The sequence below is a fragment of the Cupriavidus pauculus genome (genome assembly GCF_008801835.1).
In the GTDB taxonomy this organism is placed as follows: domain Bacteria; phylum Pseudomonadota; class Gammaproteobacteria; order Burkholderiales; family Burkholderiaceae; genus Cupriavidus; species Cupriavidus pauculus.
The window spans coordinates 17,136-39,080 of sequence record NZ_VZOW01000048.1; the positions used below are offsets into that span (position 1 = coordinate 17,136).

The following is a 21,945-nucleotide window of genomic DNA, read 5'->3' on the forward strand; positions in this document are numbered from 1 at the left end:
CGCCCCAGTTACCCGAGCCCAAGGATGCGCCGCGCGACTCTGCAGCGCCGCGGCGGACCGTGGTCAAGCCTGCGATTTGCCGCGCGATGTCGCCGTGCAGCCGATCGACGCCGTGATGATCGCCGCGATGGCCACCCACTGAACCGGCGTCAGTTGTTCGTGCAGAAACGCCAGACCGGCCAGCGCGCCCATTGCCGGTTCGAGGCTTAGCAGGATGCCGAAGGTGCGGCGCGGCAGGCGCTTCAGTGCCACCATTTCCAGCGAATACGGGATGGCGCTGGACAGCAGGCCCACCGCCAGCCCGGACAGCAGCAACGCGGGGCTGAATAACTCGACGCCTGCGTGGGCGACGCCAAACGGGAATGCCAACAACGCGGCCATCGTCATCCCCAGCGAGGTGGCCTGCCCGCCGTGCGCGCTGCCGGCCATCTGGCCAAATACGATATAGAGCGCCCAGCCCACGCCCGCCGCCAGCGCGAAGCCGATCCCGACGGGATCGAGATGCGTGGACGCCTGGCCAAGCGGCAACAGCAGAATCAGTCCTGCGACAGCACAGGCGATCCAGAGGAAGTCGATGGCGCGGCGCGATGACAACACCGCCACCGCCAGCGGACCGGTGAATTCGATGGCGATCGCCAGGCCCAGCGGTATGGTGCGCAGCGACATGTAGAACAGCAGGTTGGTTGCGCCCAGCGCCGCGCCGTACAGGGCAATGGCGCGCGCGTGCGCGCCGGACAGCGCAAAGCGCCACGGCCGCCATACGCAGATCAGGATCAGCGCCGCGAACCCCACGCGCAGCGCCACCGTGCCTTGCGCGCCAATCGCGCCGAACAGGCTTTTGGCAAACGATGTGCCGACGCATAGCGATGCCATCGAGCCGATCAAGGCCAGCACGGCCAGCAGGGTGTCGCTTTGTTTGATGCGGCTGAGGGGCAATTCGCGTCCTGAAAACTGAAGGCCCGGTTCCGGGCGGTGGCGCATCTTGCCCCAAAGGCGCATGGCCGGCCATACACAGATCACGGCACATGGCGCTGTACAGTTGCACGCGCCGAGGCATTTGGCGCGTGCCGGGCGCAGGCACTATGGTTGAGGAACCCCGTTTCCGGAGTTCGCCATGCAAGCCAATGCCGCACGCCGTCATGTCGTGATCACGGGCGCCGCCGGTGCGCTGGGCCGCGCAATTGCGGCGCGGTTTGCCGCGGAGGGCGCGCGGCTGGCGCTGATCGACCGCGAGCTGCAGCAACTGCAGAGCGTCTTTGCCCATCCCGAACCCGATCACGGCGGCACCTTGCTGCATGCGGCCGATGTGACGTCGGACACCGCCATGGCGCCGGTGGCGGCGGCCATCCTCGATGCGTTTGGCACGGTTGATGTGCTGGTGCACGTGGCGGGCGGGTTTGAAATGGGCGAGCCCACGCACGCGCTGAGCCGGGAATCGTGGATGCGCATGATGGACTTGAACGCATGGTCGTTTATCGCGGTGACCGGGCACTTCATCCCCGCGATGATGTTCCAGCGCCGCGGCAAGGTGGTGGCCGTGTCCGCGCGGGGCGCTTCGACGGGCGCAGCGACCATGGGCGCCTATGCCGCGTCCAAGAGTGCGTTGCAGCGGCTGGTGGAGAGCCTTTCGCACGAAGTGCGCGGCGCCGGCATCAGCGTCAACAGCATTGCGCCCAGCATCCTGGACACACCGGCAAACCGGCACGCCATGCCGTCCGCCAACCCTGCGATGTGGGTGTCGACCGGCGCCGCGGCGCGCGCCGTAGCGTTCCTGGCCTCCGACGCGGCGGACGCGATTCATGGGCAGCATCTCGTGTTGGACGGGTTGAGTTAGCGAAGCAGACGACGGAGCAGACGCCGGTGTTCTGCGGCCGGCGCGGCTGGTAGTGGCCGACACCGGCGCCAGCGGCGGCGCCATCTGCCTGCTCCGCCGACCGACCCATCGATTGTCGGCCGGACGCAAGCCCGCGCACATGCGACGATTCTCAAAATGCGGGACCTGGTGCGGCGCGATGCGACGCCGGGCCGCGCGTCCGCTGCCGGGGCTAGCGCCGGTTCAGGCGCGCCAGCGGCAGCGTGCGCAGGCGGTCGAGCACCGCGGCCTTCATGGCGGGCGGGGTGGGCAGCGCATCGAGCAACGCCGGCCACCGATCCTGCGCCAGCGAGACCGCATCTTTTACGGCCGCCAGCGCAATCCGTTCGGCGATGCGCGCTTCCTGCGCGAAGTTGCGGTACGTTTCCAGCGTTTGTTGACGCTGCAGCACATCGATGGCCACGTTCTGGCCGAACGCCTGGAAGCCGGGCAGCGCGGCCACGCAGACGATGTCGTAGGCCGGCGACAGTTCGGGCATCGTGCCGTTGCGATAGAGGAACGAGAAGTTTTTTAAGTGCGCGTCGCTGTTGCCGATCAGCGTGTTGACGGCTTGCCGCATGAAAAACTGCCGCACGTCCTCGATGCCGCGCACGCTCAGGCGTTCCAGCAGACGCACGATGGCCACGTAGGCGTCGTTACCCGCGTATTTTCGAGCCGGCATGCGCGTCAACACCTGGCAGCCGTCTTCGGCGTGCACGCGGCCGCCCGGTTCACGGTCGAAGCGATCCACGGCCAGGAAGTGCAGGTCGGCGCCAAGCGCGTCGGCCAGCCCGGGCACGTCGATGGCCGTGAGCGGTTGCGGCCGGCACACGGCCACCGCGATGCCGGCTGCCTGCGCCAGCTGCATCGACACGTATTCATTGAAGATCTGGCTGTCGTCGTTGCGCGCCGGCAGCTTTGCGATCAGGTCCGAAAGCCGGCCGTGCGCCGGCATCGTATAGCGCTTGCCGGCATGCGCGGTGGACAGGGCCAGCTTGTTCTGCACGCCGGAAACCGACGCCGCGCCTTCGGTTGCGCCTTCCACCACGGCCACTTCCAGATTGTCCGCGCCGCCGGTCACACCGACCGTGCGCACGTGGTCCGGCAGCGTCGCGATATCGGCGGGCCGCACGATCAGTGCGCCGGGCAGGTCCTCGCCGGCGGCCGCCAGCACGCCGAAATCGTCGCGGTCATCGGGATGGTGGCGGGTTGCTTCCAGGCGCTTGCGCAGTTCCCCTTCGGGCAGCAACCCGGCGAAGTAGGGCGGCAATTCGCCCTGGGTGTTGTAGAGCGCCGGATGAAATGGATTGGACAGAATCGTGGCAGTCAGCGCTTCGTTGCCAGGGATGGTCAGCGAAAGACTGAGCGTGGGGCGTGCGCTGTCGCCGCGGAACTGCTCGCTGGGTACGAAGCGCGTGGTGCGGCCGGCTTCGCACAGGTAGCCGCAGAGTACGCCGTGCAGGTGGACGGCGAGATAGCGTGGGCGAAGGCCGTCCGTCACGATTCATCTCCCAGCAACAGATCGATCGACGTAGGCGCGGCGCGGTCCGGTCCGGCCGATTTGCCGGCCAGCACCTGCTGCACGGCATCCAGTTGCTCCTTGGGAACGAGCACCCATTCGGCGTCGAGCGCGGCGGCTACGGAGCTGAGTGTCGATGCGCGCACATCCTGCTTGCCGCTTAGCGCGACCGACAGGTTCGACGGCGCCATGCCGATCAGACGCCCGACTTCGGCCAGCGATAAGGCCCGGCGGCGGCGCAGTTGTTGGAGGGATTGGTAGAAGGAAGCCATGCGTGGTCGATGTGGTTATGACAAAGCATAGCATCGGTTTTGAAATTATGAAATAACATATAAATAATGGTGTAGATATGCTATTACATAATAAAAGGACGCGATGCGGCGAAAAACGAACCCGCACGCCAGACCGCCCCAAAACGGCTACCGCTCCGTTCCCAAAGGCGGCGCGACCTCTTCGAGCGGTCGCCTTTCCGCATCGACACCGTAGCGCAGCGCCATCGTTCCGGCGATGATCACCAGCGCGGCGCCAATGCCATAGCCGATCGCCACGGCGCCGCGACTGCCGGTTTCGATCAGCATGCCGAACAGCAGCGGGGCGACGAATCCGCCGGTGCCGGTGCCGATGGCATAGAACACCGAAATCGCCAGCGCGCGCATTTCCAGCGGAAACACCTCGCTGGCGGTCAGGTAGGCCGAACTGGCGGCAGCCGAGGCCAGAAAAAACACGGCCGACCAACACAGCGCCTGCGACCGCGCATCGAGCCAGCCCTGCATGAATGCCCAGCCCGTGGCGGCCAGCCCCACGCCCGACAGCACGTACGTGACCGCGATCATCTTGCGCCGGCCGATGCGGTCGAACAGCGGGCCCAATACCAGCGGCCCCAATGCATTGCCGAGCGCAAACGGAAAGATATAAAGGGCCACGCGCTCTTCGGGCACGCCCTGGAAGCGCGTCAGTACCAGCGCGTACGTGAAGAAGATGGCGTTGTAGAAAAACGCCTGCGCCACCATCAGCGCGAACGTGACGATGCTGCGCGTGCGATAGCGGCGCAACAGCAACGGCACGATGTCCTTGAGCGCCGGGACGGGTTTGCCGGCGTAGGCCACGGTGGCATGCGCGGCAACGGACTGCAGCTTGCCGTGTCGGCGCGATATCTCGGCTTCGATCTCGTCGATCACCCGCGCGGCTTCGTCGTGACGGCCGTGCGTGGTCAGCCAGCGCGGGCTTTCCGGCACATGGCGGCGGATCAATACGATCGCCACGGCCAGCACGGCGCCGAGGGCGAAACACACGCGCCAGCCATGCACGGGACCGAACACGCGCGGATCCAGCAATACCAGACTGAGCCCGGCCCCCAGCGCAGCGCCAAGCCAGAAGCTGCCGTTGATGGCCAGATTGACGCGGCCGCGCACGCGCGCGGGAATAAGTTCGTCGATGGCGGAATTGATCGCCGCGTATTCGCCCCCGATGCCGAGCCCGGTGGCAAAACGGCATACCGCAAAAAACGCGAAATTCGGCGAAAACGCGGTAGCCAGCGTCGCGGCCATATAGACGGCCAGCGTGGCCAGGAACAGCCGCTTGCGGCCAAGACGGTCCGCCATGCGCCCGAATACCAGCGCTCCGCACACCGCGCCGAGGATATACAGCGAGCCCGACCAGCCGACTTGCGTGGCGCTCAGCGCGAGCGTGTCGGGCCGCTCGAGCACGGCGCCCACCGACCCGACCAGCGTGACCTCAAGGCCGTCGAGCACCCAGGCAATGCCAAGCGCGATGGCGACGCGCCAGTGCCACGCCGACCACGGCAGTCGATCCAGACGCGCGGGAATATCGGAATGCCAGGCAGCGATGGCGGTCTCCTTGTTCGTCATGCCGCACGCGCCGCGCAGTGGCCGGGTCCAGCGCCTGCAGCGCATCGTGCGGAGGGCTGCGGCGATCATAGCCCGTCAGGATACGGCTGGCTGTCGGCGCCTGGCCGACGCGCGTTCGACCCATGATCGATGCGCTGCGACCCCGGGGGACAGCGCAGCAGGGGAAAGCGGCGGTCGCACGTTGCGCGTGACGGCAGCGCGTATCGGGGTATCGCGCGATGCCATAGAAAAAAGGGAGTTCCGCGATGGAACTCCCTTTTCTGACTGGCCCGGCTGGCCGCGCTGGCTTGCGGGCTGAGTGGGCCTTACTGCGCCTTACTGCGCCGGGAACGTCAGCGCGTTGCTCAGGTCGCCCATCGCCGGCTTGCCGTTGGCGATCAGCGCATCGTCACGCAGCTTCAGGCCAGGCAGCGTCGGCAGCGCAAAGCGGTGCGTGATGAAGCGCAACACCGAAGCGGTGTCGTACTGCGTGTGATCGACGAAGCCGCGCTTGGCGAACGGTGACACGATGATGGCCGGGATGCGCGTCCCCGGACCCCAGCGATCGGCCTTCGGCACGGGTGCGTGATCATAGAAGCCGCCGTTCTCGTCGTACGTCACCACGATCAGCATGTTCTTGTACTGCGGGCTCTTCTGCAGTTGCGCGATCACGCTGGCAATGTGGGCATCGCCGTCGGCAACGTTGGCATAGCCTGGGTGCTGGTTCAGGTTGCCTTGCGGCTTGTAGAACGCTACGGCCGGCAGCTTGCCTGCCGCGGCATCCGCCAGGAACTGCGAATCGAAGTCCTTCAGGTGCGATGCGCGATAGTCGGCGTGATTGAGCGGATTGAAGGCCGCGTAGTAATTGAACGGCTGGTGATGCGCCTGGAAGTTGGGCGTGGTGTTGTTGTAGATCAGCGAGCTGTTGGCCGACACGGCCTTCCACGCACCCGCATACCACGCCCAGCTCACACCGCGTTGGTCCAGCAGCGTGGCGATGGTGTCCTGCGTCTGCTCAGGCAGCGTGCTGGCCTTGGCCGGATCGGCCAGCAGCTTGGTGCCATCCGCTGCCGCCGGCGCGTTGCCGCTGGGCTGGTACGGCGGCTGCATCGTGTTGACGGCGTAGTACATGCCGCTGCTGTCCTTTGGCGTCAGCGTGCTGTCGTTCTGGTATTGCGCGGTACCGGTGAGCACGCTGGCCGGGCTGGTGGCCTTCAGCGTCAGGTTCTTGAAATTGCCGTTGGCGTCGGTGTCGATGGCCGAGATCGACCCCGAAGCCACCGATTTATCGGCATTCGGATACTGGGGCGCACATGCGCAGACCAGATACTGGTGGTTCAGGAACGAGCCGCCGAATGCGCCCATGAAGAAGTTGTCGGCCAGCACGTAGTCCTGCGCCAGCTTCCACATCGCCATGCTGCTGCCGTCGTAGTAGCCCATCGTCAGGCCGCCGGCATCGGAGAACGCGGCGAACTTGTCGTTCTTGCCGCCGTTGATCTGCATCTGGTTGTTGTAGAAGCGGTGCACGAGATCGCGCGTGACCACGTTCTGGCCAACCACCGTGCCCGTACCGTTCACGCCGGCCGGATCGTCGATGCGGAACGGCTTGTTGGCCCAGCCCACGGTGCTGTCCTGCGGCAGCGTCACGCTCTGGCCCGCGGCGGTCAGGCCGCCCCAGGTGGGCGGCAGCGATGCCAACGTGCTGCCGTCGAAATCCTTCTGAGGTTCGGCTGTGCCGACCGAGCTCGGATTCACGCCCGGAATGCCGTTGGCGCCGGGAAACAGGCCGTACAGGTTGTCGAAGCCGCGGTTCTCCGCGTAGATCACCACTACGTTCTGGATGTTGTTCAACGCCAGGCGCTTGGTCACGCCGTCGCGGATTGCCGCGCCGATGTCGCCGCCAGACGCCACCGCCGTGGCAATCAGGTCGATGGCCTGTTCGATTTCGGCTTGCAGCGCAGCCTTGATCGTGCTGTCCGTTTCCTTGTTGTGGTCTTCCAGCAGCTTGTCGGCGGCTACGCCCAGGCGCGTGGCCAACTGGGTGCGGGCGTTGTCGAGGTTGCCGCCATTGGCGTCCATCAGCGCGGTCAGTTCGGTGGAAATCGCGCTGATCACGGCGTTGGCGCCGGCTGGTGCGCGGAACACGAGCTTGCGCGTCACGGCGTTATGGCCGCCGGCATCGTCGTTGCGGAACGCATCGGTGTCGATCACGGCCACCACCGGGCCCTGGCCCGTCAGCGTGAACGCGCCCTTGGCGTCGGTATAGGCCGATACTTCGCCGCTATCGCATTGCGAATTGTTGTTGGCGTCGATACAGACCTTGGCATGCTCGAAGTAGCTGCCGGTGACCACGCCGGACGTGGTGGCGGCCGGCGTTGCGGCGCTGCCGGAATCGCTGCCGCCACAGGCGGACAGGCATGCGGCGGCTATTGCGGCCAGGGGCCACAGACGGTTGAAACTGCTCATGGCTTTCCTCTTTCTTATATGTGGGAATTGCGATGCGTCGACAAACATGAGTACTGCGGGGTGCGCCGCGAGTGTGATCCGCGTATATGTCAGATTGATGATGCGGCGCACGCGGCCTCGGTGCGCGTGATCGTCGGCATGCCGCGCGTCAACGGCCGCCGCTGGTGTCATTTCGATGAATCGACATGGCGCTGTCATAAATGGTGCTTAGGCTGTTGCGCCATTCCTTCGTCACCCTCGCCGTCGTCACGCCGTCATGACCCTGCCACCGCTGCTGTGGAGCGTTGCATCCCCATCGCTCTTTACCTGGATGCGCATCGCCGGCGGCCTGCTGATGGTCATGCTGGCGAGCCTGATCGGCGGTTGTGGCAAGGCCGACCCGGCCGCGGGTGCGCAGGCTGCGCAGGCGCCCATCGCCACAAGCACGCCCGCCGCGCGGCAGCCCGCAGCAAAGCCGTTCTACGCGATGATGGCGGAGCGGCGCCCCAACATGGCGGCGCTCAATGCACTGGGCAAGGCGCTGTTTCACGACCCGTCGCTGTCCGCGTCTGGCAAGCAGTCGTGCGCGAGCTGTCATAGTCCCGAGCACGCGTACGGGCCGCCCAATGCGCTGTCGGTGCAACTGGGCGGTGCCGATATGACGTTGACCGGCGTACGCGCCGCACCCTCACTGCGCTACGTGCAGAACGTGCCCGCCTACACCGATCACTATCACGAGAACGACGGCAACGACGCCGAGGACCAGGGCCCGACGGGTGGGCACAACTGGGATGGCCGCGCGAATTCCACGCACGAGCAGGCGCGCATTCCGCTGCTGTCCGCGCACGAGATGGCTAATGGCGAACCGATCGTCGTGGTCGAAAAGGTCCGCAAGGGCCCGCACGCGCAGGCATTCCGCGCCGTGCTGGGCAACGATGTACTCGATGACGACGCGACGGCCTTCAATGCGGTACTGATGGCGTTGGAAGTGTTCCAGCAGACGCCGGCGGAGTTCTATCCGTACACCAGCAAGTACGACGCGGTGCTGCGCGGGCAGGCAAAGCTGACCGCGCAGGAACAACGCGGCCTGCGGGTTTTCAACGATCCCGACAAGGGCAACTGCGCCGCTTGCCATCCGGGCGATATCCGTGAAGGCGCGTTCCCTGCCTTCTCCGATTTTGGATTTATCGCGTTGGGGGTGCCGCGCAACCGCAAGCTGGCGGGCAATGCCGACCCCGCATTCCACGACCTGGGCCTATGCGGACCCGATCGCACTGACCTCAAGGACCGCGCCGACTACTGCGGTCTGTTCCGCACGCCTTCGCTGCGCAATGTGGCACTGCGCCAGGCGTTCTTCCACAACGGCGTGTTCCATTCGCTCGACGAGGTCATGCACTTCTATGCCGAGCGAGACGTCAAGCCGCAGAAGTGGTATCCGCGCGGCCCCGACGGCAAGGTCCGCAAGTTCGACGACCTGCCCGCGCAATACCACGACAACGTCAACATGGAAGCGCCATTCGGCGGAAAGCCCGGCGACAAGCCGCGGATGACGGAAGGCGAGATGCGCGATGTGATCGCATTCCTGAAGACGCTGACCGATGGTTACCAGTTGCCCACCGCGCACTGACTGAGCGCGACACCATCGCGCCAGACATCACACGCGCAGAACCTGCGCCGCTGCGCCGATTTTCCACGGTTGCGCGGGGAATTCGCGCGCCTGCGCAATGACGATCTGGCCGATCGCACTTCTTTGGCCTAGCTTATGAGAGGAGCGAAATCGTGGCGCCGCGCAATGTCGCGCGCGGCCTGTTCAGTCAGATGAGGCAGAGTGCGAACATGCGTAAACCGTTGACGTGGCGGAGCGTCCTGGCGATCGGGGCAGCGATGGTTCCCCTGGCGGGGCTGCCGGAAGACACCATGAACCTGACGATGGGCGGCAAGTCGCTGCCATCGGCGTGTGATGTCTCGCTGAGCGGCAACGGTCGCGTCGATTTTGGCCTGGTGCTTGCCGATGCGCTCCAGCCATCGTCACCCACGCATCTTGCCGCGCGCACGGTGACGCTGACCGTGGCGTGCGACGGCCCGACACGGCTGGCCATCGCCACGCGCGAATCGCGTGCCGGCACGGCCGCAGCCGAAATGGACGAAGCGGTCGGCGCGCCAAGCGTCTACAGCGTGTTCGGGCTTGGCGCATTGGGTGGCACCAATCTTGGCGGCTACGGCATTCGCTATGCGTCGCCGCTGGTCGACGGCGAGCCCGGGTCGATGCTGTTCAGCGCAAATCTGGCGTCGGGATGGAGCAGGGTTGGCACGGCGTCCGACCAATCGGGGGGATTTGCCTATACGTTGGACGGCGTGTATTACTCGTGGACGCAGGATGCCGGCTATATGCCGGGCGCCTTCACGACCGTCATCGTGCCGATGACGGTGACGGCGGCAGTGGTCGCGCGTAGCGCGTTGCCAACCGTAATGGCCCGCGTGCCGCTGGAAGGCATTGCTACGGTGTCGCTGGTGTACCTGTAGCGTCGTAGCCTGCGGGCGTGCGCCTGGCGCGCTCAGCCCGCGCGGCCCATGGCGTCGAGCATCAGGCGGCCATGGTCGGTGATGCGCGGGCTGGGACGCTGGCCTTGGTCGCCATGCAGAACAACAAGCTGCTTTGTGATCAATGCGTCGAGATCGACGGGATCGATTTCGCGCGGCGCGGTGGCGGTGGTGTCATCGCGGGTATGCGGGCCATTGCCGATCAACATCAGCGTGGCCAGTTCATGTGGGCTCAGCACGGTGTTCTCCTTTGGTAAAGGGGAGCGGTTGCTGGGGACTGGGGGACGCCTTGACCGGTGCAGCCAGACGCCCCTCCGACGGGATTGTGGACCATCGCCCCGGACCATGCACGCTGCAATGCATCGTGATGGCAAGTCGACAGTCACTGCGTTGGACGGGTCGCTGCGGCACGGGTTCCGTGCCGATACAAAACCACTACAAAACGCGGGGCTTTCACCGCCTCGTCATGCAGGCGGCATGTCGATACCGCGCATGATGCCCCACCTTCGCGCTGCGTTGCGCGATGTCCCTCACACGGCCATGGCAATGCCGTCGCTGCGCGGATCGTGCGCGCCCGCGCAGCGTCCGTCGTCATACAACGCGATAGCGCCTGGGTGTCCCGCCAGCGGGCTTTGCGCGGGGATCACGCTGACCTCGTGCCCAAGCGCGATAAGCGCAGCGATCACATCGTCGCCGGCGTCGGCTTCGATCTTGAGCGAATCGCGCACGTCGGAGAACGTGCGGCCCAGCAGGAATCGCGGGCGCGACAGGGCGTCGAGCGGATCCATGCCGTAATCGATCAGACGCGTGAGCACGGCCGCCAGCGTTTGCGGCTGGCCGTCGGCGCCCTGGGTGCCGTATAGCAGGCAGGGCTTGCCGTTGCGCAGGTACATGCCCGGATTCAGGGTATGGAACGGCCGCTTGCCGGGCTGAATGACGTTGTGATGGCCTGGCGCGGTGCTGAATGCCGCGCCGCGGTTGTGCCAGAGGATGCCCGTATCGCCGGCCACCACGCCGCTGCCCCAATCGAAATACACGGTTTGCAGCACGCTTGCGCAGCGGCCCTGGCTATCGACCGCGCCAAGGTAGACCGTGTCGCCATGCTGGTAGACATGCGGCCACGGCAGCGCGCTGGTCGTGTCGATACGGGCCGCCAGCGCGTCCAGCCGGTCCGGCGCGAGCATCGCGCGTGCGGGGACGTCGACGAAATCAGGATCGGCCACGTAGCGGTTGCGTTCGATGAAGGCCTGTTTCACGGCCTCCACCAGCAGGTGATAGAAGGGCGCGCTGCCTTCGGCGATATCGGTGAAGTCGAAGCGCTCCAGCATGCCCATGATCTGCAGCGTGGTCACGCCTTGCGTGGGCGGCGGCAGGCTCAGCAGTTCGCCGCCGCGATATGCCACGCGCAGCGGTGCTTCGTCGCGTGCGGCCGTGTGTCGCAGGTCTTGCAGCGTCAGCGGCGAGCCCGCTTCGCGCAGGCCGGCGACGATGCGTTCGGCCAGGTGGCCTTCGTAAAAGTCGCGCGCGCCATGCGTGGCAATGCGATCGAGGCTGCGCGCCAGCGCCGGTTGATGCAGACGGTCGCCCGGCTCGGGCAGCCGGTCGTGCGGCATGAACGTGGCGGCAAAGCCGTGCCAGTCGCGCAGTTCGTCCTGGCGGAAGGCCTGCCAGAAGCGCTGCGACGGCGTCACGTCGAAGCCGTCGTGCGCGTGGCCGATGGCGCGCTGGAACAGGCTGCCCCACGCCTGCGTGCCGCCCCACAGATCGCGGCTGATGGCGAAGGCGCGATCCCACGTGTCGACCGTGGCGGCCGTCGTGATCGCAGCCGCGGCGCCGCGCGTGGGAATCGCCTGCGCATAGGCCGGCAGCGTCTGCGCCGCCTGGCCGATGCCCGATAGCGTGCGTACGTTGCCCGCACCGTCGCTGACGATCCAGAACGCGTCGCCGCCCAGGCCGGTGAAATGCGGATAGGTAACGGCCAGCGTGGCGCCGATGGCGATGGCGGCTTCGATTGCGTTGCCGCCCGCGCGCAGCACTTCCAGGCCGGCTTCGCTTGCCAGCGCATGAGGGCTGGTGACCATGCCCGCGCTTGAAGTGGCCAGCGCACTCATGCGTGCTGTCCTCCGAGATAGGCTTGCACCAGGGCCGGATCCGCGGCCAGCGATTGCGCATCGCCGCTGGCCACCACGCGGCCTTCCTCCAGCACATAGGCGCGGTCTGCCAGCGACAGCGCCAGCGCGGCCATCTGGTCGACCAGCAGGATCGTGATCGACGCTTCGCGCAGCTTGTCGAGCGAAGCGAACAGTTCGTCGATGACCTTCGGCGCCAGGCCCAGCGACGGTTCGTCGAGCAGTAGCACGGCCGGCTTGGACATCAGCCCGCGCGCCACGGCCAGCATCTGCTGTTCGCCGCCGGAGAGCAGGCCCGCACGCTGATGTTGCCGCTCGCGCAGGCGCGGAAAGCGCATGAACATCGCTTCGATCCGCTGCATCATCTCGGCGCGCGTGATGCGGCCCGAGGGGAAGGCGCCCAGCCGCAGGTTGTCCAGCACCGACAGCTCCGCAAACACCTGACGCCCTTCGGGCACCAGCACCACGCCCATTTCCGCAATCTTCGCGGCGTCGAGCCGCGCGAGGTCGGTGCCATCGAACGTGATGCCGCCTTGCACCGGCCGATGCAGGCCGGCCATGGCGCGCATCAGGGTCGATTTGCCCGCGCCATTGGCGCCCAGCAGGGCCACCATTTCGCCTTCGCGCACCTGCAGGTCGACATCGTGAAGCACCGGGGCCGCGCCATATCCGGCCCGCAATGCCGATACGCCAATCACTTCGGGAAGCGGCAGCTTGGCCTGCGCCGTGGCGGGGCGGCTGCGCGCCGGCGCGTCCGACGCTTCGCCCAGATAGGCGCGCATCACGGCCGGGTTGGTGCGTACCGCGTCCGGCGTGCCCGCCGCCAGATGCTGTCCCGCATCGATCACGACAATGTTGTCGGAGACGTCCATCACCAGCGACATGTCGTGTTCGACCAGGCCCACCGCCACACCGCTGTCGGCGATCCGGCGCAGCAGCCGGCCCAGTGTCGCCTTGTCTTCGCGAGACAGCCCAGCCGCCGGCTCGTCCAGCAGCAGCACCGCCGGGCGCGTCGCCAATCCGCGCGCGATTTCCACCAGACGGCGATCCACGTGGGCCAGGTCAGCGGCGCTGGCATCGGGGTTGCCGGTGTAGCCGCACGCTGCCAGCAGCGCGCGCGCTTCGTTGCGCACTGACGGCGCGGTGAATCCGGCGATGCCGAGCAGCGCGCCGAGCTTGCCGCGCGTGAGCGCGATGGCCACGTTGTCGACGGCGCTCATGCCGGCAAATAGCTGCGTGGTCTGATAGGTGCGCGAAATGCCGTGCCGCGCGCTATGACACGCGCCACGCGCCGGCAGCGCTTGCGCGCCGAGCCTGCGCGCGCCCGAGCGCGGGCGGTAGTAGCCGGAAAGCATGTTGAGCACCGTCGACTTGCCCGCGCCATTGGGACCGATCAGGCTGGTCACCTGTCCCGGCGGCAAATCGAACGACAGGTCGTCCACCGCGCGCACGCCGCCAAATACCATCGACAGCCCGATGGCGGAAAGTCCGCGCCGCGCTGCGGCATCGCGCACGGGAAGCGTGGCGCCGCCCACCGCGTCGGCCACAGCCAGCCGCGCCGGAAGCAGCCGTCGCAGCGCCGCCGTCACCACACCGGTGATGCCGGTCGGTGCCACCCACAGCACCACCAGCAGCAACACGCCGAAGCACAGCAGCCGCAGGTTCTCCAGGCTCGACAACATTTCGGGCAGCAGGCCGACGATCACCGCGCCCACCAGCGGTCCGGCGACCGTGCCCGCACCGCCGATCATCACCACCAGCACGAACAGGATCGATTGCAGGAACGAGAACATGCCGGGCGTGACCATGCCCTGCAGCGGCGCGAACAGTCCGCCCGCCAGGCCGGCCAGCGCTGCGGAAAACGCGAAGCCGACGGTCTTGACCACCAGCGGGTCGATGCCGATCGAGGCGGCGGCGGTTTCGCTGTCGCGCACGGCACGCATCGCCGCGCCCCAACTGCCGCGCGCGATCCGCGCATAGGCCGCTACCGCAAGCCCAAGCACGGCGATGGCGATCAGCGCCAGCGCGCGCTCGCCGCCGTCCACGCCGGGCAGCGACGGCTGCGCAATGCCCATCAGGCCGTTCTGTCCGCCGGTCAGCGTGCGCCACTCCACGGCGCCGTGCTCGACGATAAAGCCGAATGCAATCGTCACCATCGCCAGGCCTGGGCCTTTCACGCGCAGTGCCGGCAGCGCCAGCAGCGCGCCTAGCACGGCTGCGATCAGCGCGCCCACCGGCCACGCCGCCCAGAAGCTCCATCCCGCTTGCCCGGTCAGGATGGCTACCGTGTACGCGCCGATCGCGTAGAAGCCCACATGCCCGAACGAAACCTGGCCGGTAAGCCCCAACAGCAGGTTGAGCCCCACGCCGCAGATGGCCAGCATCGCCACGCCGGCGATGACGAAGACGAAATAGCCGTTCAGCGTCAGCGCCAGCACAGCCGAGACGACCAGCACGGCGATCATCGCCACGATCTGCAGCGGCGTGCCCAGCCCGAGCACGGGCGCGGCTGCGCGCGGCGCATTGGCCGGCGGCGCGGCGGAAACGGAAGACACCATGGATTTGCTCATACCTTGCGCACCTCCGCGCGACCGAACAGCCCATCCGGCCGCAAGGCCAGCAGGGCGATCACCAGCGCGAACGTGATGATCTGGGTGTAGCTGGAGCCCAGCGAAGCGGTGACCAGTGCTTCGGCCACACCGAAGATCAATCCGGCAATCATCACGCCCCAGGCGCTGGAAAGCCCGCCGAGGATGGCCACCGCGAATGCCTTCAGGCCAAACACGGTGCCCATGTCCGCCTGCACATTGAACAGCGGGGCGATCAGTACGCCGGCAATGCCCGCCAGCAAGGTGGAAATCGCGAACGCTCCGGCAATCGTGCGGCGGATCGGAATACCCATCAGGCGCGCGGCATCGCGGTTCTGCACCACGGCCAGCATCGCCACGCCCCAGCGCGATTTGCGCAGCACGTAGTGAAGCAGCGCCGCCAGCAACAGCCCCACTACGGGAATCACGAGTTGCAGCGGGTACACGCCCACGCCGGTGCTGCCCAGTTGCATCGATTGCGCGGCCAGCGGCGACGGCAGGCTGCGCGGCTCGGTGCCGAACCACAGCATCACCACGTTATCGAGCACTATGCCCAGCGCCACCGTGGCCATCAGCCACGCATTGGAGCCGCGGCTGGCAAACGGGCGCACCGCCAGGAATTCGACGGCCAGGCCGTACAGCGCGCACAGCGCCAACGCCAGCACGATGGCCAGCGGCATCGGCCATCCCAACGTCTGCGCAAACGCGTAGGTGAGCACGGCGCCCAGCATCATCGAACTGCCCTGCGCAAAATTGACCGTGGCCGATACCGCATAGGTGATGTGAAACCCCAGCGCCATCAGCCCGTACATGCTGCCCAGGCCAAGCCCGCTGATGAGGGCGGATATCCATAACATGGTGAGTCCTTGATTCGGTTGCGCTCCTCCTGCGGCCACGTTGCGTCGCCGCGGGAGGAGCCAGGGCGGAAGCCGGCGGCGCCGGCGCCTGCCTTACTTCTGCACCGGCACGATGCGGTTGTCGATGAACTGCGCCCACACGTAGTCGTTTTCGGTCAACGCGTCGTGCTGCTGCGGCGAGAACGGCTTCACGTAGGTCTTGATCAGTCCTTCGTAGCGGTCGATTTTGTAGAAGCCTTCGCGCACCGCATCGCCCTTGGTGCTGCCCGCACGGGCGATGGCCAGCGCCGCCAGTTGCGTGGCGTCGTACGCGTTGGCCACGCCCACCGCCGGAGTGATGTCGTCCGGCCCCTTCACATCGCTGTACTTGGCCTTCAGCTCATTGATCACGCGCGTGCTGACCGGCGTCTGCGTGCCAAAGAAGCTGTAGGTCTGCACGAAGTGGACATTGCGCGCGTTCGGGCCGGCCAGTTCGGTAAAGCGGCCGCCAGCCGGGCCCCAGTGCGATACCACCGGCACCTTCCAGCCCATGCGGTCGAGCGATTTCACTACCTGCGCCGACGGCCCGACGTTGCCGACCATCAGCAGCACATCCGCGCCGGCCGCCTTCAGGCGGCCCAACTGCGGCACCACGTCGACGTCGTTGGCTTCGAATTTCTCCACGCCTACCGGCTTGCTGCCCTTTGCCGCCAGCGCGGCGACAATGCCTTTTTCGTTCGATTCGCCCCATGGGTTGTTCACCAGGATCAGGCCCGGCTTGGTGGCGCCGAATGCTTTCTGTGCGTACTGCAGCATTGCCTTGTCGACCACTTCGTCGACGGCCGACACACGGAACGCGAAATTCGGATTGGCGCCGTTGTGCGTGATCGGCGTGCCGGCGGCCCACGGTCCCATGAACGGCACCTTTTCCTGGTTGGCGATCGGCACGATGGCCATCGACACCGGCGTATCGAGCCCGCCAAACAGCACCGCTACCTTTTCCTTGTAGATCAGCTCGCGCGCGGCCAGCACACCCTTGGCCGGGTTGCCTTCGTCGTCGCGGCGCACCAGTTCCAGCTTGCGGCCGCCCAGCAGGCCGCCGCGCGCGTTGATGTCGTCGATCGCCACGGTCATGCCGCGCGTCAGCGCTTCGCCGGCGCGCGCCGATTGGCCGGACAGCGCCGTAATCAGACCGATCTTGATGGTGTCGGCCGCATGCGCGGGCAGGGCGGTCATGACACAGGCAGCGGCAGCGGCTGCGATCAGTGCACGGCGTTGGGGACGAAACATGGCGGATCTCCGGATGGGGGTTGGTTTCGGAGCCGCTGACTCGCAAGACCCGTGCCACGATGTCGACGAATCGTCGTTGTGAGCCGAGACATCGCCACAGGCAACACGTAGACGATATGGCGCAGATATTGCGAACGATTTGCCAGCATGCATGCATACGATCTGAAACGGGGCGTCGCGCACGAAGACGGTGCCGTTTGCGGAGCGGATGCACCAACCAGAAGAGAGGCAATCGTTCATGACCTTCAACCCGAGCCCGCTGGCAGCCGCACAGGCCGCCGCCGCGCCCACGTTTGGCCCGTTGCGCCATCACGGCAGATTTCCGTATCGGCCTATCACCGATGTCGACGATTTCCGTTGGCCCAACGGCGCGCGGCTGGCTGTCTATCTCGGCTTCAACGTCGAGCATTTTGCGTTTGGCGAGGGGCTTGGCGCCAACCTCGGGCCGGTATCGCCGCAGCCGGACGTGCTGAACTACAGCTGGCGCGAATACGGCAATCGCGTGGGCGTATGGCGCTGCCTGGATCTGTTCGACCAACTCGAAATGCCGGCCGGCGTGCTGCTCAACACCGCGCTGTATGACCACTGCCCCGAAGTGCTCGACGCATGCCTGGCGCGCGGCGACGAACTGATCGGCCACGGCCATACCAATGCGCACCGCCAGAGCGAATTCGACGAGGCCGGCGAGCGCGCGCTGATCGAGCATTGCCGCGACCGTATCCGCGAACATTGCGGACAAGCGCCGCGTGGATGGCTCTCGCCGTGGATATCGGAAACGATGACCACCCCCGATCTGCTGGCCGAGGCCGGTTATCGCTACACGCTGAACTGGGCGCACGACGACCGGCCCGTGCGCATGCACACCCGCAACGGTTCGTCGCTGTGGTCGATCCCGTATCCGCAGGAACTCAACGACATCCCGATGATCATTGGGCGACAGCTCGATGGTGCGGCGTTTGCCGACATGATCATCGACCAGTTCGACGAAATGCTGGCACAGGCCAACCACGCGCTGCATCCGCAGCCGCTGGTGATGGGCATTGCGCTGCATCCGTATCTGGTGGGGCAGCCGTATCGACTGCGGCATCTGCGCCGCGCGCTCGCGCACATTGCCGCACGTCGCGCGCATGGCGATGTCTGGCTGACAACGCCCGGCGCGATCTGCACAGCGATGGATGCGTTGCCGTCGCCAGCCGCCAGCAATCCGCACGCTTCGCGTTAACATTCATGGCCATTGTTTCCTTGAGCGATTTCATGTCAAGCAACGCTGCACACAAGGCGCCCGCGCGCGCCGCGGCCAAACGTGCCGCAACCCCGGCGGAAATGGCGCCCGAGCCGCAGGATCCGCAAGACGAGGGGCAGGATGCCGACACGCGCATCTATCGCGCGATCTTTGACGGCGTGCTCAATCACCGGCTCACGCCAGGCACCAAGCTGCCCGAGCCCGAACTGTGCAATCTGTTCGGCGTCGGACGCGCCGTGGTGCGGCGTGTGCTCGAGAAACTGGCGCATGACGGCATCGTGGCGCTGCGCCCGAACAAGGGCGCCGTGATCGCCGAGCCGACGCCGGAAGAGACAAGCCAGATATTCGAGGCGCGCCGCGCCATGGAGCGCGTGCTGGTGGAACTGGCCGTCGCACGCGTGACCGAAGAGGATTTGCGCGACCTGCGCCGCCAGTTGGCCGACGAGCACGACGCGATGCATCGCTTCGATCAACCGTCCTGGGCGCGGCTGGCCAGCGGTTTTCATCTGCGCATTGCCGCGCTGGCGCGCAATGCGGTGCTGCAGCGCTACCTGACCGAACTGGTCTCGCGCTGCTCGCTGATTGTCGGTTTATATGAACCGCCGGGACACGCGCCGTGCGAGCACGACGAGCACGCCGCCATCGTGGCCTGCATCGAGGCGCGCGATGCCGCGGGCGCCGTGGCGCTGATGGAGGCCCATCTGTGCGAGCTGGAACAGAGGATCGAAACCTCGCGCATGCAGGGCGAGAAGAGCCTGGCCCAGATGCTGGGATTGGCGCAGCCGCAGGCTTGAACAAGGAAACGCATGGAAATCGATTTCAGCGCCATTACCGAATATCAGCGCTACAAGCTCATGGCCAGCCTGATCGTGCCGCGCCCGATCGCGCTGGTGACCACGGTGGGCGAGGACGGCACAGCCAATGCGGCGCCATTCTCGATGTTCAACATGCTGGGCGAAGAACCGCCGATCGTGATGATCAGCGTGAACCGGCTTGGCGACGGCGCGCTGAAGGACACGGCAGCCAATATCGTGCGCACCGGCGAGTTCGTGGTGCATCTGAGCGATGAGGCGATGGCCGAGAAGATGCATCGCTGCGGCGAAAGGCTGCCGCCGCATATGAGCGAGCTCGAGCACGTGGGGCTGACCAGTGCGCCGTGCACCCAGGTGGCGCCGCCGCGTATCGCCGAAGCGCCGGTAGCCTTCGAGTGCAAGCTGTGGGAGACGCTGGAGACGGACAGCCGCCAGATCTTCATTGGCCGCGTGCTGCGCCTGCATGCGCGCGACGGCTTGATCGACACGGAGCGCTGGCGCGTGCGTCTGCAGGACTACTTCCCCGTGGGACGCTTTGGCGCCAGCTTCTACGTGACCACGCGCGACCGCTTCTCGCTGGAAAAGGAGTCGGGCGTGGTCACCGCGTCAACCGCGATCGACGAGATGTGAGCGGTGCGGCGCGGACGGTCCGCGTCGCGCCTGCCACTGTCCGGCCATGCCGATGATTTCGCCGACGATGCCGCGGCGGAAGGTCAGCACGCAGATCACGAAGATCACGCCGGTCACCATGGTGACCGATTCGCCGAGCGTGTTGAACCAATCGATGCCCGTCGCACTGGCCAGGAACGTGCCGGCGTCGCCGAGCTTGTTTTCCAGCGCAATCACCACGAACGCGCCGGCGATTGGTCCTGTCAGCGTGCCCAGCCCGCCTACCAACGTCATCAGGATGACCGCGCCGGACATCGACCAGTGCACGTCGGTCAGCGTCTCGAAGCCAAGCACCAGCGCCTTGAGGGACCCGGCCAGCCCCGACAGCGCGGCGGACAGCACGAACGCGGTCAGTTTGAAGCGGTCCACGTCATAGCCCAGCGACACCGCGCGCGGCTCGTTTTCCTTGATCGCCTTGAGGATTTGTCCGAATGGCGAATGGATAGTGCGCACGATCAGTGCGAACGCGGCGATCACGACCATCAGCACAAAGTAATAGAGCACGAGATCGCTATCGAGCGGCAGCATGCCGAGCAGCTTTCCGCGCGGAATGCCCTGGATTCCATCCTCGCCGCCGGTAAACGGCGCCTGCAGGCAGAAGAAGTAGAGCATCTGGGCCAGCGCGAGCGTGATCATCGAAAAATAGATGCCCTGGCGGCGAATGGCCAGTGCGCCCATGGCCGCGCCGGTGAGCGCCGCAAAAGCGGTCCCCAGCAGCAGGCCAAGCTCCGGGGTCAGTCCCCATTGCTTCATTGCGTGCCCGGCCACGTAACCCGCGCCACCGAAGAACGCGGCGTGTCCGAACGAAAGCAGCCCGGTATAGCCGATCAACAGATTGAAGGCGCACGCAAACAGCGCAAAGCACAGCACCTTGAGGACGAACACCGGATAGGCGCCCAGCGCCGGAGCCAGCAGCGCCAGCAACAGCAGCACGCCGTACACCGCGAACCGGCCGCGGCCGGAAGATTTCTGCAGCATTATTTTTCCTTCCCAAACAAACCTGCGGGCCGCAACATCAGCACGATCACCATGATGAAGAACACCACGGTCGACGACGCCTGCGGGTAGAACACCTTGGTCAGGCCCTCGATGACGCCGAGGCCAAGGCCGGTGACGATCGACCCCATGATCGAGCCCATGCCGCCGATCACCACCACCGCAAACACAACGATGATCAGGTTCTGTCCCATCAGCGGCGATACCTGGATTACCGGCGCGGCCAGCACGCCGGCAAACGCGGCCAGCGCCACGCCGAAGCCGTAGGTCAGCGTCACCATCAGCGGCACGTTGACGCCAAACGCTTCGACGATCTTGGGGTTTTCCGTGCCGGCCCGCAGGTACGCGCCGAGCTTGGTCTTCTCGATCGTGAACCATGTACCCAGACACACCACCACCGACGCGGCCACTACCCAGGCGCGGTAGTTCGGCATCACCATAAAGCCGAGATCGGTGGCGCCCTGCAGGGCATCGGGCGGCGAATAGGGCAGGCCGGAGACGCCGTAGACCGATCGCAGCACGCCTTCGATCACCAGCGTGATGCCCAGCGTCAGCAGCAGGCCGTAGATGTGGTCGAGCTTGTAGATCCAGCGCAGCATCGTCTTCTCGATCACGATGCCAAGCGCGCCCACCACCAGCGGCGAGACGATCAGCATCATCCAGTAGTTCAGTCCGGCGTATTCCATGCCGGCCCAGGCCAGCACCGCGCCGGCCATGAACAGCGCGCCGTGCGCGAAATTGATCACGTTCAGCAAGCCGAAGATGACCGCTAGGCCAAGGCTGAGCATCGCGTAGAACGCGCCGTTGACAAGTCCCAGCAGCAGCTGCGACATCAGCGCCGGCAGCGGGATTCCAATATCGAAAGTCATGAAAAGTCGGTTCCCTCGTTACACGCGCTCACACGCCAAGCAGTTCATTGAGCACCGGCATCTTGGCCTGCAGTTCGTCGGCGGCAAAGCGCTCGACGATGGCGCCGTGTTCCATCACATAGAAGCGGTCGGCCAGCGGCGCGGCAAAGCGGAAGTTCTGCTCCACCATCACCACCGTGTAGCCCTTGGCCTTGAGCATCAGGATCATGCGCGCGAGTGCCTGCACGATGACCGGCGCGAGCCCTTCCGAAATCTCGTCGAGCAGCAGCAGATTGGCGCCGGTGCGCAGGATGCGTCCCACCGCCAGCA

General features: G+C 66.1%; 18 protein-coding genes and 1 pseudogene. 6 read left to right on the forward strand and 13 right to left on the reverse strand.

Annotated elements, in window-relative coordinates; all coding sequences use genetic code 11:
- Positions 1 to 63: 63 nt before the first annotated feature.
- The gene (locus F7R19_RS27505) at positions 64 to 936 is read right to left on the reverse strand and encodes an EamA family transporter (RefSeq protein ID WP_150982733.1); all 873 of its coding nucleotides are present in this window, start codon (positions 934 to 936) and stop codon (positions 64 to 66) included.
- Positions 937 to 1,114: 178 nt separating this feature from the next.
- On the opposite strand from F7R19_RS27505, the gene F7R19_RS27510 reads away from it, so the two are divergent.
- Entirely contained in the window at positions 1,115 to 1,834 is a 720-nt protein-coding gene (locus tag F7R19_RS27510) for an SDR family NAD(P)-dependent oxidoreductase (RefSeq protein ID WP_061959107.1), read from the forward strand.
- A gap of 211 nt (positions 1,835 to 2,045) precedes the next feature.
- Here F7R19_RS27510 and F7R19_RS27515 read toward each other — a convergent pair whose 3' ends face one another.
- The 4 genes from F7R19_RS27515 to acpA all read right to left on the reverse strand — a co-directional run bounded on the left by F7R19_RS27515 (position 2,046) and on the right by acpA (position 7,684).
- Complete coding sequence (locus F7R19_RS27515; RefSeq protein WP_150982735.1) at positions 2,046 to 3,353, reverse strand: type II toxin-antitoxin system HipA family toxin; 1,308 nt, start codon at positions 3,351 to 3,353, stop codon at positions 2,046 to 2,048.
- The gene (locus F7R19_RS27520; RefSeq protein WP_150982736.1) at positions 3,350 to 3,643 is read right to left on the reverse strand and encodes a helix-turn-helix domain-containing protein; all 294 of its coding nucleotides are present in this window, start codon (positions 3,641 to 3,643) and stop codon (positions 3,350 to 3,352) included. Before F7R19_RS27520 ends, F7R19_RS27515 begins: the two co-directional genes overlap by 4 nt.
- A gap of 147 nt (positions 3,644 to 3,790) precedes the next feature.
- On the reverse strand, positions 3,791 to 5,239 hold the full coding sequence (locus F7R19_RS27525; RefSeq protein WP_150982738.1) for an MFS transporter: 1,449 nt from the start codon (positions 5,237 to 5,239) through the stop codon (positions 3,791 to 3,793).
- A gap of 315 nt (positions 5,240 to 5,554) precedes the next feature.
- Positions 5,555 to 7,684: an acid phosphatase gene (acpA, locus tag F7R19_RS27530; RefSeq protein WP_150982741.1), complete on the reverse strand. Its 2,130-nt coding sequence runs from the start codon at positions 7,682 to 7,684 to the stop codon at positions 5,555 to 5,557.
- A gap of 256 nt (positions 7,685 to 7,940) precedes the next feature.
- On the opposite strand from acpA, the gene F7R19_RS27535 reads away from it, so the two are divergent.
- Both F7R19_RS27535 and F7R19_RS27540 read left to right on the forward strand, forming a co-directional pair.
- Entirely contained in the window at positions 7,941 to 9,290 is a 1,350-nt protein-coding gene (locus F7R19_RS27535; RefSeq protein ID WP_150982743.1) for a cytochrome-c peroxidase, read from the forward strand.
- A gap of 209 nt (positions 9,291 to 9,499) precedes the next feature.
- On the forward strand, positions 9,500 to 10,186 hold the full coding sequence (locus F7R19_RS27540; RefSeq protein WP_157779586.1) for a DUF1120 domain-containing protein: 687 nt from the start codon (positions 9,500 to 9,502) through the stop codon (positions 10,184 to 10,186).
- A 32-nt stretch (positions 10,187 to 10,218) separates the two neighbouring features.
- On the opposite strand, the gene F7R19_RS27545 is transcribed toward F7R19_RS27540, so the two are convergent.
- From F7R19_RS27545 to F7R19_RS27565, 5 genes are all read right to left on the reverse strand, one after another.
- A complete protein-coding gene (locus F7R19_RS27545) occupies positions 10,219 to 10,443 on the reverse strand; it encodes a hypothetical protein (RefSeq protein WP_061959103.1) in 225 nt (74 codons plus the stop codon).
- A 291-nt stretch (positions 10,444 to 10,734) separates the two neighbouring features.
- Positions 10,735 to 12,315 (reverse strand): gamma-glutamyltransferase family protein, encoded by a 1,581-nt coding sequence (locus F7R19_RS27550; RefSeq protein ID WP_223506168.1) that lies wholly within the window; start codon positions 12,313 to 12,315, stop codon positions 10,735 to 10,737.
- The gene (locus tag F7R19_RS27555) at positions 12,312 to 14,903 is read right to left on the reverse strand and encodes a branched-chain amino acid ABC transporter ATP-binding protein/permease (RefSeq protein ID WP_150982745.1); all 2,592 of its coding nucleotides are present in this window, start codon (positions 14,901 to 14,903) and stop codon (positions 12,312 to 12,314) included. Before F7R19_RS27555 ends, F7R19_RS27550 begins: the two co-directional genes overlap by 4 nt.
- A complete protein-coding gene (locus F7R19_RS27560; protein WP_061959101.1) occupies positions 14,900 to 15,778 on the reverse strand; it encodes a branched-chain amino acid ABC transporter permease in 879 nt (292 codons plus the stop codon). The genes F7R19_RS27555 and F7R19_RS27560 overlap by 4 nt, the downstream gene beginning before the upstream one ends.
- A gap of 93 nt (positions 15,779 to 15,871) precedes the next feature.
- Positions 15,872 to 17,047 (reverse strand): ABC transporter substrate-binding protein, encoded by a 1,176-nt coding sequence (locus F7R19_RS27565; protein ID WP_150982747.1) that lies wholly within the window; start codon positions 17,045 to 17,047, stop codon positions 15,872 to 15,874.
- A gap of 238 nt (positions 17,048 to 17,285) precedes the next feature.
- Between F7R19_RS27565 and F7R19_RS27570 the strand changes: the two genes are divergently transcribed.
- The 3 genes from F7R19_RS27570 to F7R19_RS27580 all read left to right on the forward strand — a co-directional run bounded on the left by F7R19_RS27570 (position 17,286) and on the right by F7R19_RS27580 (position 19,732).
- Complete coding sequence (locus tag F7R19_RS27570; RefSeq protein ID WP_150982749.1) at positions 17,286 to 18,269, forward strand: polysaccharide deacetylase family protein; 984 nt, start codon at positions 17,286 to 17,288, stop codon at positions 18,267 to 18,269.
- 101 nt (positions 18,270 to 18,370) lie between these two features.
- A complete protein-coding gene (locus F7R19_RS27575) occupies positions 18,371 to 19,084 on the forward strand; it encodes a GntR family transcriptional regulator (RefSeq protein ID WP_150982761.1) in 714 nt (237 codons plus the stop codon).
- Between the two features lie 12 nt (positions 19,085 to 19,096).
- The gene (locus F7R19_RS27580) at positions 19,097 to 19,732 is read left to right on the forward strand and encodes a flavin reductase family protein (protein WP_150982750.1); all 636 of its coding nucleotides are present in this window, start codon (positions 19,097 to 19,099) and stop codon (positions 19,730 to 19,732) included.
- Here F7R19_RS27580 and F7R19_RS27585 read toward each other — a convergent pair.
- The 3 genes and pseudogenes from F7R19_RS27585 to F7R19_RS27595 all read right to left on the reverse strand — a co-directional run.
- On the reverse strand, positions 19,709 to 20,749 hold the full coding sequence (locus tag F7R19_RS27585; RefSeq protein ID WP_150982752.1) for a branched-chain amino acid ABC transporter permease: 1,041 nt from the start codon (positions 20,747 to 20,749) through the stop codon (positions 19,709 to 19,711). The genes F7R19_RS27580 and F7R19_RS27585 overlap by 24 nt on opposite strands.
- Positions 20,749 to 21,636, reverse strand: coding sequence for a branched-chain amino acid ABC transporter permease (locus F7R19_RS27590; protein ID WP_150982754.1), 888 nt, complete (start codon positions 21,634 to 21,636; stop codon positions 20,749 to 20,751). The genes F7R19_RS27585 and F7R19_RS27590 overlap by 1 nt, the downstream gene beginning before the upstream one ends.
- 28 nt (positions 21,637 to 21,664) lie before the next feature.
- Positions 21,665 to 21,945, reverse strand: a pseudogene (locus F7R19_RS27595) (ABC transporter ATP-binding protein); the annotation flags it as partial.

Bases quoted from the DNA above. Each gene is read 5' to 3' on its own strand.
- F7R19_RS27555 (WP_150982745.1), bottom strand. From the start codon at position 14,903: ATGAGCAAATCCATGGTGTCTTCCGTTTCCGCCGCGCCGCCGGCCAAT.
- F7R19_RS27585 (WP_150982752.1), bottom strand. From the start codon at position 20,749: ATGCTGCAGAAATCTTCCGGCCGCGGCCGGTTCGCGGTGTACGGCGTG.
- F7R19_RS27560 (WP_061959101.1), bottom strand. From the start codon at position 15,778: ATGTTATGGATATCCGCCCTCATCAGCGGGCTTGGCCTGGGCAGCATG.
- F7R19_RS27550 (WP_223506168.1), bottom strand. From the start codon at position 12,315: ATGAGTGCGCTGGCCACTTCAAGCGCGGGCATGGTCACCAGCCCTCAT.
- F7R19_RS27575 (WP_150982761.1), top strand. From the start codon at position 18,371: ATGGCGCCCGAGCCGCAGGATCCGCAAGACGAGGGGCAGGATGCCGAC.
- acpA (WP_150982741.1), bottom strand. From the start codon at position 7,684: ATGAGCAGTTTCAACCGTCTGTGGCCCCTGGCCGCAATAGCCGCCGCA.
- F7R19_RS27580 (WP_150982750.1), top strand. From the start codon at position 19,097: ATGGAAATCGATTTCAGCGCCATTACCGAATATCAGCGCTACAAGCTC.
- F7R19_RS27565 (WP_150982747.1), bottom strand. From the start codon at position 17,047: ATGTTTCGTCCCCAACGCCGTGCACTGATCGCAGCCGCTGCCGCTGCC.
- F7R19_RS27590 (WP_150982754.1), bottom strand. From the start codon at position 21,636: ATGACTTTCGATATTGGAATCCCGCTGCCGGCGCTGATGTCGCAGCTG.
- F7R19_RS27525 (WP_150982738.1), bottom strand. From the start codon at position 5,239: ATGACGAACAAGGAGACCGCCATCGCTGCCTGGCATTCCGATATTCCC.
- F7R19_RS27570 (WP_150982749.1), top strand. From the start codon at position 17,286: ATGACCTTCAACCCGAGCCCGCTGGCAGCCGCACAGGCCGCCGCCGCG.
- F7R19_RS27540 (WP_157779586.1), top strand. From the start codon at position 9,500: ATGCGTAAACCGTTGACGTGGCGGAGCGTCCTGGCGATCGGGGCAGCG.
- F7R19_RS27535 (WP_150982743.1), top strand. From the start codon at position 7,941: ATGACCCTGCCACCGCTGCTGTGGAGCGTTGCATCCCCATCGCTCTTT.
- F7R19_RS27510 (WP_061959107.1), top strand. From the start codon at position 1,115: ATGCAAGCCAATGCCGCACGCCGTCATGTCGTGATCACGGGCGCCGCC.
- F7R19_RS27520 (WP_150982736.1), bottom strand. From the start codon at position 3,643: ATGGCTTCCTTCTACCAATCCCTCCAACAACTGCGCCGCCGCCGGGCC.